Raw genomic sequence first — 12,259 nt, 5'->3', positions numbered from 1 at the left:
TTAACCATTCGTATTTTCATTCGGCGTATTTCCATTCAGGTTTGCTCCCCTGTAATCGAATGGACGGTACGGCCGGGCAAGAACCATGTCCTTGGTCACCGTGACGTTGAACCGGTAGCCCGGGCGGATTTCAAGTGTTGGCGAAATATTGAGGTTCTTCGAGATCATCTGCGTGATTACGCGCCCGAGCTGCTGACCCAAGGTAGCACTCAGGACACTGCTTGTCGTCGGCGCTCCGAACGTGCCGGCCACCTGGTTCGTGCTCTGGCTTAAAGCCACGCCCGCGGTAATCGCAGACATCAGGAGCGCGGTGCCAAAGAGCCGCGCATAATGGTTGTTCACCTGGTCGGTGAAGCCTGCATAGCCTGCTCCGGTGGAACCGGGCATCGCGCCGATATCCATGGTCTTTCCATCCGGAAAAACCAGTCTCTGCCACGCCACCAGCACACTGGCCTGCCCATAGGCCACTTCGCTCGAGTACTCCCCTTCCAGCTTCGTGCCTTGGGGGATCAGGAGGTATTTTCCGGTGGCGGTGTCATACACATCCTGGCTCACCTGCCCGAATATCTTGCCCGGCAGGGAAGAATTGATGCCGGTGATCAGGATTGCCGGGATGACGGAGGTGGTCAGCACGGTAAAGGCCGAGCGCGGCGGCGTGGGCCGGGAATCGAGTTTCCATCGGTCTTCCCCTTCCCTGTTGTCGAATACCCTGATATCGTTGCGCGGCGCCTGTTCCTGCCGTGCATCTGCTGCGTCCTCATAATCATCGTGCCCGATGAGTCCGGCGCCTTTGAGCTGGGCCAGGCGCTCCTTGTACAGGGCGGTGGGATCGCTGCTTGCGACAGGAGCAGTTTGCGTCCTCGGCGTATCCTGCCCTGCGCGCCGCTGGATTTGCACCCCTGTTTTTGCCTTCAATGCTTCTTCGAACTGCTGAAGTTTTAGCTGCCGGATGCGCTGCATTTCCTGCGTCTCGGGAGTTGCAGGATGCCTTGCCACAGGCAGACCTGCATGCATGGGCAACAGGTTAGGGTTTTCCGGATAGCCGTTCTCATGGATCACAGGTTCGACTGCCGGAATCATCCCGCCCTTTTGTTCGCCCGCGATTTCATTGGCGAACATGGCCGCATTGCTGCCTGCGGTAGCCTTTGCGGTCTCTTCTCTATGCTTCGTCTTTGCCCGGTCCATCGCAACCAGTCCGATGACGATGAGGAAGATCGCGGCGGCTACCCCCAGCAGGTAGAGCGGCAGGTCGTTGGCGCGGCGCACGCCCCATTTTGTCTGCAGCCGGTTCGGGGAAGCGGAGGGAGACATGGGATCGTTCATATCATTGCCCCCCATGTCATTGCCCCCTGTAAGTCCAGGCGCCTGCCGCGGCTACACCCCTGGAGTCCGGAAGGTAGGCGCGCGAGAGATAACTGCTGCCCACCTTCAACGTGATGGTATAAAGTGAGGCGTGCTCCGGGGTATCGAGGACATAGGAGAGTTCCATGCCCTGCCCTGCTGCCGCTGAAGCCGGAGTTTCCATGCTCCGAGCTTGGGACTCATCCGATTGGCCGCCTGGTTTCTGCTGGAATCCAGCGAATGTATCGGTAAACAAAACTCTTTTTGTCTTAACGGTTTCCGAGACAGCGTAGCCTTTTGTGCGAAGCTTCACGGCCAGCAGTTCCCCGAATTCCCTCGGCTCAGCGACAATCAGATTGAACTGCGTTTTCGCCGGCGGATAAAGCCGGGCCAGCTGGTTGACGACGTCCAACGCGATCCTGTCATCCGCCAGACTGTTGCGGTTTTGCTGCCGGGTCTCCTGCAGGCTCGCGCAACCGGCAAGAATGAAAGTAAGGGCAAGGCCGAGAAACAATGCAAGGTGCCGCATATCACTTCCCCCGCCTGATGGTGACGCGGTCCTGGCTGGAGCCCACGCCTGCCACGAGGATAGCCTTGTCGAAGATGCTGTCCACGATGAAGCGGCCGTTCTGCAGGCGGTAGTTGACCTGCACCGGTTCCTCGTCCGTGAAGAATCCCCCATCCTTGCGCACCACGAGCAGGATCGGGGCCTCATGCTGGCTCAACGTTGCCGGCATCTGGATGATGGTCTTCACCCCGTCGTTATAAACCCGCAAGGGTTTTAAGCGCCCCACCTGCCCCTCGATCGTGTAATCGAAGTCGAGGTTTCCCAGGTACTCGCCCGTTCCCGGCATCACCTGATTGTCATGCGCGGCCTGCTCCTGACGCCTGATTTTCTCCCACTTGGCCATGGCCTCATCCGGATAGGTGAAGGCCACGCGCGGCATGAATTCCGTGCGGTGCGAGCGCAATCTCAAGTGATAGGTGCGCCGGTCAGTGGTAACAATCAAAGAGGTCTCGAGCCCCGTATCCATCGGCTTGATGATAAGGTGCTGCACTTCCATCCGGCCCGATCCGGTCACAGCCGGTTCCACCGTCCAGCGGGCCGTGTCGCCCAGGTGCAGGGAATTGACCTGCTCGCCCGGCTGCAGCTCCACGTCGCATACCTGCAAAACGGCGCAGATAATGCTCGGCTGTGTCGCCCCATAGAGGAAGCGGATGGTGCCGTCTCCTCCGATCACAGGCTTCACCCCCTGGGTCGAGGCCCCCGCCTTCCATTTTTTGGCCAGGGCCAGCGCCGCTCTCTCCTGCGGGGTCAGCTTGATTTCCGGGTTGCTGAAGTGCAGGGCCTGGGGTGAAGAGGCGCCTGAGGCGTCCGGCGCATCTAGCGGGGTTGGCAGATCGCGCACGGAGGCAACCGGTATGGGCGGTATGTGTGACACTACCGTCGCAGTTGGTGTGGGAGGCCCAGAGGGCACTGATGCCCTAGGTGCGGCAGGCGGGACGGGGGGCAATGGCGCGTTCCCGGGAGCAGGCTGCGGCGCCGGCGGCTTGTCCTGGGGGGCCGCGATGTAGCCTGCCGTCCTGGATAGCTGGGGCGGCTGGAATGATTGCTGCGTCAACGGCAACTCAGGTTGCTGCAGGGTATTGTTGGCGATCGCCGCGGTGACCGCGACGAGCGGCAGGCTTGCCGCAATAGTCGCTGCCAGCCTCGTCGGGGAGAATGCCGGGAGGTATTTCAGGGGAATTTTCATGGGAGCTTCGGGGTTTTTAGAGTTGTCTTGACCAGGCAAAATCGTTCACGAAAATGCCAAGCGGGTTGTTGCGCAGCTGCGCTTCGCTGATGTCAGGAGAGGGTTCCGCCACGTACACCGTCACGAGTGCGCGCATGCGATAACTGTTCTTCACGATCCCCTGGCGGTCGCGCACCGTCTCCGTCCAGTCGGCCTGCCAGGTCTGCGGAGATTGGGCAATGACGGAGACAATCTCGGTGCTCACCATCTCGCGTTCCGCGCGCCTGAAGGGGCTTGCTTCCGGCCTGCCGTTCATGAATTCGTTCATCTTGGCGGTGGCGGGATCCTCGGGTGACAACATGGCGTACACCCCGAAGATGGCCTTCCTCTGCAGCGCGACATCCGGTGTCACCATGCGCGCCTGCTGGATAAAGGAAGCGACAGCCGCGTGGATAATGCGCGCATCGACCTCCTGCGCCCGCTCAACGGGAGCCACCGCCAGGGTCTGGCCGAGCTTGTCCACTTCCACCACGTACGGAATGAATTTCGCCTGGCTGCCGATGTGGATCACACCTCCCACACTTGCCAGGGCAATGAGGAGCGACAGAAGCCCCAGCATCTGCCAGTTCCTGCGGGAAGCCGCCATGTCGCCCATATGCTCGTTCCAGGTGCGCCGGGCCGACAGATAAGGATTCTCCTCCTCCCCTGCCCGCCTCCCATCGGCTATTCCCCCATCCGCCCGGCGTTCATCCTCGCCTTGCCCTTTCTTCCAGATGAGCGATTTCATCATTCGCATCACCCCAGCGCCTGCACTCAAACTCATACAATCATTGCCTCCAAGCCTTGTTCATTCATGCAGTCACCCAGATAGTCGTTCAGGTCGAGTCCCCGCAGGGTGAGCCACTCGCGCACCCACTGCTCTCCATGCAGCACCTCCAGCGCCTGTATCGCCGCAATCGACTCCTTATCGGTACTGCCAAGGAAGGCAAGCGCCAGCGGCCCCAGGGCGAGCTCGTAGAGTCGTCGCCCGAGTTCGGAAACGTAGTAGTACTGGCGTTTGGGAATCGCTGTTGCCAGAATCTCGATCTGCCGGTCGTTCAACCCCATGCGCCGGTAGAGCGCTGCGGTATCCTGGTCTCTCGCATACACGTTCGGCAGGAAAATCTTGGTCGCGGTCGATTCCAGGATCACATCGAGAATGCCGGAGTTGGCTGCATCCGACAGGCTTTGCGTTGCCATCAGCACCATGCAGTTGGCTTTTCTCAAGACTTTCAGCCATTCCCTGATCTTGGCCCGGAAGACCGGGTGGCCAAGCATGATCCAGGCTTCATCCAGCACGATCATGGCAGGCTGGCCGCGGAGGGACTTCTCGATCCTGCGAAAGAGATAGAGGAGCACCGGCAGCGCGTAGCGGTCGCCCAGGTTCATCAGTTCCTCGATCTCGAACACGGTGAAATCCGCAAGCGAAAGTCCGTCTTCCTCCGCGTCGAGCAAATGGCCCATGCTGCCTTCGACCGTGTAGACCTTGAGCGCCTCCCGTATGGGTTCATCCTGGATCAGGGTGTAGAACTCGGAGAGCGTCTTCGAGCCGCTCCCGTGCATGCTCGTGATTGCCAGGCCGATCTCGTTCCTCTGCGCGGGCGTGGTGACAAGTCCGTTCAATGCCAGGAGCGCGTCAATCCATTCCATCGCCCAGGCGCGGTCGCCCTGGGAGGCAAGGAATTGCAGGGGGCAGAACGACAAACCTGTGTTCTGCTGCTTGCCGGAATGACTGGCGGAGCGCGTGCCGGACTGCCCCTCCGCGCGCGCATCGAGGGGTGTTTGGGGCTGCGTGTCGGCCGCGATGGTGAAGTGATCGCCGCCCGCAGCACTGCACAGCGGATAGAGCGACATCCCCTTGTCGAAGCAGAAGATCGACATGCCCCGGTAGCGGCGCGCCTGGGCAATGAGGGCGCCCAGCAGCGTGGATTTGCCCGCTCCGGTCGGCCCGAACACCAGGGCATGGCCGACATCGCGCACATGGGTGTTGAGCCGGAAGACGGTCGAGCCTTGCGTCACGCAATGCATGAGCGCAGGCGAGTTGGGCGGATACATGGGACAGGGCGCGTCCGCTTGGCCCGTCCAGATGGCGGAGGTCGGCAGCAAATCCGCCAAGTTCATGGTGTTCATGAGCGGACGGCGCACGTTTTCCACCCCATGACCCGGGAGACTGCCGAGATACGCTTCCATCGTGTTCAGGGTCTCGATTCTTGCGGTGAACCCCAGCGCGTTGATCGCTTTTTCCAGGCGCAGGGCAAGGGCTTCCAGTTCGTCGCGGCTCTCATCCATCAGCACCACGACACTGGTGTAGTACCCCTGCGCCACAGCGCCGCTGTTGATCTCAGCCACCGCGCTTTCGGCATCGGCCACCATGGACATCGCATCCTGGTCCACCATCCCGGTATTGGTATTGAATACCTGGTCGAAGAAGCCACGTATCTTCTGCCGCCACTTGCGCCGGTATTTGTCCAGATGCGCCACCGCTTCATGCGGATCCATGAAGATGAAGCGCGTGGACCAGCGGTACTCGCAGGCAAGCTCAGACAAGGCCGAGAGGATTCCGGGATAAGATTCCATCGGGAAGCCTTCGATGGCGACCACCCGCAGGAATTTGCTTCCGATCCTCGGCACCACCCCCGGCCACAGTTCCTGGCCGCCCAGGAGCATGTCGAGGTACATGGGGTTGTTCGGCAACTGCACCGGATGGTTCAAGCCGGTCACGCAGTACTGCAGCCAGCGCAGGAAATCATCATGCTTCATTTCCCGCCCCTCCTCGCTCACCACCCACCTGCTCTTTAAGCGCTCAAGCGATATGGCGGCAGACAGACGCGCCTCGATCGTGGCGCAATCGCGCTTGAAGTCCTCGATCAGACTTCTGGTTCGCGCCTTGTGGTCGGCGGGTGCTGCATCGTCGTCGAACATCAGCTCCACGAACTTGCGCTGCACGAGCAACGGCGGAAACCAGGTGACGGTGAGCACGAAATAGCCTTCGAACATCGTGCCCATCTTTTCAAAGAGCTGCCGGCGCTCTTCATCGATGGCTTGAGTGACCGGATCGGGAAAGTGCGAGCGGGAACGCTCCGGATAATGGGGCGCTGGCCGCCTTACTGCATCCACATGGATCATCCAGCCGGCACCCAGCCCGCTCAAGGCCTGGTTGATGCGGAAGGATATGAGGTTGCGCTGTTCTTCGCTGGCACTCGCGTTGTCCTCTCCCCGGTACATCCAGGCTGCCATGAAAGCACCGTTCTTGCCGACAATGACGCCATCGTCCACGCACGCGGCATAGTTCAGGAGATCGGCAAAGCCTGCTTGCCTGTCACGGTGGCGGCTCAGCCTGCGTCCTTTCTCCACTTCCCGCATCCGACCATACAAGATGGCGAGGAACAGGGTTCCGGTTGCGGCAACAAGCAGGGTGATGAACCCCAAGAGCGATGTGGCATTCATCGGTAGTGCCACTCCTGGGAGTTGGTGTTCTCGCGGAAAGGAGTGGCGCGTGGCGGGTAATAGGCCTTGTAGCTCCTGCTGCGCCACCACACCGAAATCATCCGCGGGTCGTGCTTGGCCATCAGGCGCAGGAGATACAACCCGACCACCCAGAAGGCGATTCCCACGATGGCTGCCCGCAGCTCCTGGGCATTGAAGACCAGGGCGGAGCAGACGATGCCGAGCATCGCCACGCACACGCGGTCGCCCCCGAGCAGCAGGTTGTGGCGGTGGCCGATGCGGCGGATGGGAATCCTACGCAGCGCCATTGCTCCCCTCCCCTGCTCCCACAGCTGCCATCTGACTGGTCTTGCCTGAGTCGATCATCGCGATTTCAGCGCCGCGCCCGAAGAAATTGCTCATCATGTTCTGCGCACCCACCAGGAACGCCAAGACCAGCACGATGAACACCAGGGTTCGAAAGAATCCGCTCAAGTCCCCTCCCATCACCAAGGCGCCTCCGGCCACCACGATGCCGACCATGGACAAGGTGAAAGCCACGGGGCCTGTCACCGAATTGCGCAGGTTCATGAGCCAGCTCTCATAAGGGAGCGTGCCGCCAATGCCCTCGGAGGCGAAAACCGGTTGAGCTGCAAGCAGGCAAAAGGCAAGCAGCAGGAACGCGCATGTCCATATGACGTTTGCTTCACGTGAAACTCGTGTAATGCTTCTCATTTCTTACTCCCTGAAAGTTGTGGTCAAGTAGTGGCCGTTCTCAAAGCCTGAAACCTCGAGGATTTCCTCGACCCGGCGACCAGCATTAGTGCGCGCGATATGCACGATCAGGTGCGCGGCTTCCCCGATCAGAGGCTCGAGCGGCCGGGGCGAGTCGGGATGCATGCTGATCAGGAGTGCGAGCCTCGACAAGGCGGCCTTGGCACTATTGGCGTGCAGGGTCGCTACCCCGCCCTCATGCCCCGTGTTCCAGGCCATGAGCAGGTCCAGCGCCTCTGGCCCCCTCACCTCCCCCACGATGATGCGGTCAGGCCGCATGCGCAGTGTCGCGCGCACGAGCCTGGTCATGCTCACTTCCGCCGAGGTGTGATACTGCACATGGTTTTGCGCGGCGCACTGGATCTCGCCCGTGTCCTCGATGATGACAACCCGGGTCAGAGGGTCGATTTCGATCAGGTGGTTGAGGATGGCGTTGACCAGTGTGGTCTTGCCTGAGCCCGTGCCGCCGGAGACGAGGATGTTGGAGCGGGTAGCAACGGCTGATTTGATGCGCCCGCATTGCGCGGGGGTCATGATCCCGGCCGCAACGTAGTCGTCGAGCGTGAAGACGGCGACTGCGCGCTTCCTGATGGCGAATACAGCTGAAGGGACCACGGGTGGGATCTGGCCGGCAAAGCGCGAATTGTCCAGGGGGAATTCGCATTCGATGGTGGGGCTGTGACGCGTGAGTTCGCGCCCGTGCATGCCCGCCACGTTGCGGATAACACTTTGCGCCAGCCCTGCTTCCATGGTGCCGAAACAGCGCATCTGCTCGCCCAGGCGTTCCTGCCACAGCCTGCCGTCGGCATTGAGCATGAGCTCGATGGTGCGCGGATCGTGGAGGGCAGCCAGGAAATCCGGGCCGAGGTCGCGCTCGAGCTTTTCTGCAGCGCGGCTATTAATTGAGGCAAATTCCGCAGAGGGTTTCATCAGCTTTTCCAATTCTGATGTTTATCATCGTATTGCCTTGGTACGATATAACGAATATTCTATTGTGGCAATACTATTTATCGTATTTCATGAAAAAGGTTTGGAAATATGAATTGGAAAAGGAAATTCTAGGGTGTAAAACTTTTGGATTTAGCGGACGATGGCTTTTTTCTTTGGAGAAGCCTGTTCTCGTAACCTTTTGCGATTGACCTCATCCCATTCCTCGGCGAGGAACGCTTGATAGTCAGTCAATATTGCAGAGATTCGTTGGTATCCTTGGGGAAGGCTCTGGATAGCCTTCCCACCTGCCAGCTCGTCCAACGCTTCTCGATCCAAGTCGGTGGACTCGAGAAGCGTTGGCAAGGGTGTTTCCAGTGCTACAGCAATTGCCTCCATAGTTCGAAGAGAAGGGTTAGCCCTCCCATTTGCAAGATCTGAAATAAACGATGTCGACACCCCCGATCGTTCAGCCAGCTCTTCTTGGGTCATACGCCGCTCATCTAGGACACGAAGAATATTGGTAAAGAAAATTTGGTGATAGAAGGAGGACATCGGCATTTTAGCTGCTAAAAATTTAGTTGTTATTGTTCAGGAATATCAGCATTCCGTTGTAGCTTATGAGTAATTAAGTAGGACTGTCAATAAACTATTAAACTGCTTATGTACTTGTATTTTAAAAATATCCTTTTCTTTCTTCGCCGAAAATTATGACATGATGAATATTTACGATTTATCGAATTTAACAAGGTATGGTGGCAAGCTATTTGACGTTACAATGCGGCTTCAGGGGTCGGACGATACTTCCAAGGGGAACGACAACGATGGCAAAAAATGACGTAGCAAAGAATGCAAAACCGATAGTGGCAGCATCGACGGATATTGATTACCGACAAGGTAAGGTTCCCCCCTGGGTACGCGAAGTTATCGAAACCCATTTTGCAATCGAGGCCGAAGATGCAAAAAAGGCTGGATCGCTCGGTTTTATGGCCCGTGCGCTCGTAATCGCAACCATGCCATACAAGGATCCTAAAGCAGATGTCTTCAAGCGGGAAAATGGCGATTTTCGGCTGAGGATTGTTGCAGGCTACGAAGGGGGTATTCCGTTCGGTATCTACCCTCGCCTGCTCATGTCTTGGGTCACAACAGAAGCTGTGCGGACCCAGTCGCCTGTCATTGAGCTTGGTGATTCATTGTCCTGGTTCTTGAGAGATGTATTAGATTTACAGCGCGGTGGCGGCAAACGTGGTTCCAGCACGCGTGTTGCTGAGCAGATGAAACGTCTGTTCGGATCACTCATCACAGCTCAGTATACAGGGGGCTTGCGAGACCGCAGCTTCAGTCTGCGTAATGTCACCATCGCCGACAGCGTTGACTTTTCTGAGGACGATTTAAAACTGGATTCAGCTCCGGAGCCGATTGATGACACGAATTCTAGTAGCTCTGCTAAGCTTTGGACGCCACAGCCTCGGGATGTTGCTGGTACCTGGCGCAGTAAAGTCCGACTATCAGGGGCTTTTTTCGATGAGTGTGTATCCAAACCAGTACCCATTGATTTACGCGCATACAAGGCACTACGAGGCTCCCCTTTGGCGATGGATGTTTATACTTGGTTAACGTACCGCATGAGCTATACAGAGCGCAGAACCCGTCCCATTCCCTGGGAAGCCCTTATGGGTCAATTCGGAAGTAACTACGACACAGCAAGGGCAGTTTTAGACTTTAAACGCGCCTTCATCAAAGCACTGAAGACAGTTCAAATCGTATATCCGCGAGCCACTGTCAAGATCGAGGATAATGGCATCGTCCTGCTGCCATCTCCCCCGCACGTCGCTCGTCAACCAGCGTTGTTTTGAGTAATGAACTCTCACGGGGTGTGATGAAGAACTCTCACGAAGTGTGATGAAGAACTCTCACGGGGTGTGATGAAGAACTCTCACGGGGTGTGATGAAGAACTCTCACGGGGTGTGATGAAGAACTCTCACGGAGTGTGATGAAGAACTCTCACGGAGTGTGATGAAGAACTCTCACGGAGTGTGATGAAGAACTCTCACGAAGGGGTCTGGTTGTAGTGGTCAAGTAATTTCGGACACTGCGATAGGTGGTACTGCTGTCATTTTCCGCTCAAAGACGGCGGGTGACAGATAGCCCAATTTCGAGTGTAATCTGATCCCGTTGTATGGGCTTCCCCCGCTAAGACGGACACATCCGATAGGTTATGATTTAACTATTGGAGGTGTTAAATGGAGCGACGGCAATTTACAGATGAATTCAAACGAGAGGCAGTAAGGCTTGCAAGTCAGCCTGGCGTCAGCAAAGCGGAGATTTCGAAGGATCTGGGAATCAATGCCAACATGCTTCATCGCTGGGTACGGGAGCAGGGAGGCCCTGCATCAAAGGGGGCTGCCAATAAGGACGAGGCTGTGTCTTTGGGAGAGTTCGAGCGCATGCATCGTGAGTTGGCCAAGGTCAGAACGGAGCGTGATATCTTAAAAAAGGCGCTCGCCTACTTCGCAGTCGACCCCAAGTGAAGTACGGCTTTATTGCTCGCCACCGCTGCGTATGGCCTACGCGCACAATGTGCCGGATTTTAGGGGTATCTGCCAGTGGTTTTTATGACTGGTTTGAACGGCCGCAAAGTAAGCGGGAACAAGCCAATGCGCAACTGCTTGTTCGCATTCGTGCCAGCTTTGCCACCAGCGACGAAACATATGGTTCGCCGCGCATTCTGTATGACTTGCAGGCAGCCGGGGAGACCTGCTCGGTCAACCGGGTAGCACGCCTGATGCGATCTGCTGGCATCAAGGCACGCCACAAGCGGCGCCGCTTGCCAGGCCAACCGGTATCGGTCACGCATTCGGTAGCGCCCAATCTACTGGAGCGTCAATTCCAGGCATCAGGACCCAATCAGAAATGGGCAGCTGATTTCACTTATGTCTGGACGGCAGAAGGCTGGCTTTTTGTGGCGGTGGTACTCGATCTGTATTCGCGACGTGTCGTGGGTTGGTCGATGCAGTCAACCATGACGGCACAGCTTGTGATGGATGCGTTGTTAATGGCAATATTGCGTCGCGGCCGACCGGAAGCAGTATTGCACCATTCAGATCAAGGCTCGCAATATACCAGCGAGGACTTTCAGCGATTACTGGAAGCAAACGGGATCATTTGCAGCATGAGCCGCCGCGGTAACTGCTGGGATAACGCCGCGATGGAAAGCTTCTTCTCCACCTTGAAGACAGAGCGCCTTGGCCGGAGGCAATATCGCACCCGCAACGAACTGCGAGCCGACGTCTTCGATTACATCGAAAGGTTCTACAACCCAAAACGCAGGCATTCAACCATCGGCTACATCAGCCCGATACAGTTTGAAAATCTGCAATGTGCTTAAACGATGTGTCCGTGGAACTGGGGGAAGCCCAGTAGAAGTTGGCGATGTAATTGGTGATATCACCCCGAGCTTCGCCATGGTTGGCATAATCACGTTGCCACACACGTTCCATTTTCAGGTTCAGAAAGAAGCGCTCCATCACGGCATTATCCCAGCAGTTACCCTTGCGGCTCATGCTGCAGCGGATGGCGTGCTGATCGAGCAAGCTCTGGTATTCAAGGCTTACATACTGGCTGCCACGATCGGAATGCAACAGCAATCTCGGTGCAGGCTTGCGCTGCCAGATTGCCATGCGCAATGCCGAGGCCAACAGTTCGGATGCCAGGGGCTATTGCCCAACCCACGATTTTGCGGGAGAACAGGTCCATGACTACAGCAAGATAAAGTCAGCCTGCTCGTGTGCGCACGTGGGTTATGTCCGATACCCAGGCTCGATTTGGACTGGTTGTCTCGAACTTTCGATCCAGCAAATTCTCTGCTATCGGCAGATTGTGCCTGCTATCAGTGGTGTGAATACTCCACCTATCGAGGTGTCCGGGCAAATTAAACCCCTACAGGTATTTCTCTTTCCCTTTTCCTGGGTATATCCCTGTGGATACTTATAGTTATCCGTGATGAAGAACTCTCACG

Annotated in this window: 11 protein-coding genes and 1 pseudogene; 2 read left to right on the top strand and 10 right to left on the bottom strand. The window is 57.3% G+C overall.

All coding sequences use genetic code 11. The features are described from left to right. From ACZ5BW_RS15030 to ACZ5BW_RS14990, 9 genes are all read right to left on the bottom strand, one after another. Nucleotides 1-1,323: a TrbI/VirB10 family protein gene (locus ACZ5BW_RS15030; RefSeq protein ID WP_464543818.1), complete on the bottom strand. Its 1,323-nt coding sequence runs from the start codon at nt 1,321-1,323 to the stop codon at nt 1-3. A 16-nt stretch (nt 1,324-1,339) separates the two neighbouring features. Next, complete coding sequence (locus tag ACZ5BW_RS15025) at nt 1,340-1,870, bottom strand: hypothetical protein (protein ID WP_464543817.1); 531 nt, start codon at nt 1,868-1,870, stop codon at nt 1,340-1,342. A gap of 1 nt (nt 1,871) precedes the next feature. Further along, complete coding sequence (gene trbG, locus ACZ5BW_RS15020) at nt 1,872-2,687, bottom strand: P-type conjugative transfer protein TrbG (RefSeq protein WP_464543832.1); 816 nt, start codon at nt 2,685-2,687, stop codon at nt 1,872-1,874. Nucleotides 2,688-3,111: 424 nt separating this feature from the next. Continuing rightward, a complete protein-coding gene (locus ACZ5BW_RS15015; protein ID WP_464543816.1) occupies nt 3,112-3,897 on the bottom strand; it encodes a VirB8/TrbF family protein in 786 nt (261 codons plus the stop codon). Continuing rightward, entirely contained in the window at nt 3,894-6,560 is a 2,667-nt protein-coding gene (locus ACZ5BW_RS15010) for a VirB4 family type IV secretion/conjugal transfer ATPase (RefSeq protein ID WP_464543815.1), read from the bottom strand. The genes ACZ5BW_RS15015 and ACZ5BW_RS15010 overlap by 4 nt, the downstream gene beginning before the upstream one ends. Further along, nucleotides 6,557-6,868 carry a conjugal transfer protein TrbD gene (locus ACZ5BW_RS15005; RefSeq protein WP_464543814.1) on the bottom strand — a complete coding sequence of 104 codons (312 nt, stop codon included), beginning with the start codon at nt 6,866-6,868 and terminating at the stop codon, nt 6,557-6,559. The genes ACZ5BW_RS15010 and ACZ5BW_RS15005 overlap by 4 nt, the downstream gene beginning before the upstream one ends. Next, nucleotides 6,855-7,274: a conjugal transfer system pilin TrbC gene (gene trbC / locus ACZ5BW_RS15000; protein ID WP_464543813.1), complete on the bottom strand. Its 420-nt coding sequence runs from the start codon at nt 7,272-7,274 to the stop codon at nt 6,855-6,857. The genes ACZ5BW_RS15005 and trbC overlap by 14 nt, the downstream gene beginning before the upstream one ends. A 3-nt stretch (nt 7,275-7,277) precedes the next feature. Then, a complete protein-coding gene (gene trbB, locus ACZ5BW_RS14995) occupies nt 7,278-8,243 on the bottom strand; it encodes a P-type conjugative transfer ATPase TrbB (protein ID WP_464543812.1) in 966 nt (321 codons plus the stop codon). A 150-nt stretch (nt 8,244-8,393) separates the two neighbouring features. Then, nucleotides 8,394-8,801 carry a helix-turn-helix domain-containing protein gene (locus ACZ5BW_RS14990; protein ID WP_464543811.1) on the bottom strand — a complete coding sequence of 136 codons (408 nt, stop codon included), beginning with the start codon at nt 8,799-8,801 and terminating at the stop codon, nt 8,394-8,396. Nucleotides 8,802-9,064: 263 nt separating this feature from the next. Between ACZ5BW_RS14990 and ACZ5BW_RS14985 the strand changes: the two genes are divergently transcribed. After that, nucleotides 9,065-10,096 carry a replication protein RepA gene (locus ACZ5BW_RS14985; RefSeq protein WP_464543810.1) on the top strand — a complete coding sequence of 344 codons (1,032 nt, stop codon included), beginning with the start codon at nt 9,065-9,067 and terminating at the stop codon, nt 10,094-10,096. A gap of 388 nt (nt 10,097-10,484) precedes the next feature. Beyond that, nucleotides 10,485-11,629, top strand: a protein-coding gene (locus ACZ5BW_RS14980; protein WP_464543809.1) for an IS3 family transposase whose coding sequence is annotated in 2 segments (ribosomal slippage) — nt 10,485-10,728 and nt 10,728-11,629 — 1,146 coding nt in all. Because the reading frame shifts where the segments join, the coding sequence is not laid out codon by codon here. 31 nt (nt 11,630-11,660) lie between these two features. Here the strand turns inward: ACZ5BW_RS14980 and ACZ5BW_RS14975 are convergent. Then, nucleotides 11,661-12,144, bottom strand: a pseudogene (locus ACZ5BW_RS14975) (IS3 family transposase); the annotation flags it as partial. Between the last annotated feature and the right edge of the window lie 115 nt (nt 12,145-12,259).

It is taken from the genome of Nitrosospira sp. TNL300, from assembly GCF_055385915.1.
The sequence above is the reverse complement of the archived record's forward strand: the minus strand, read 5'-3'. Positions and strand labels throughout refer to the sequence as shown.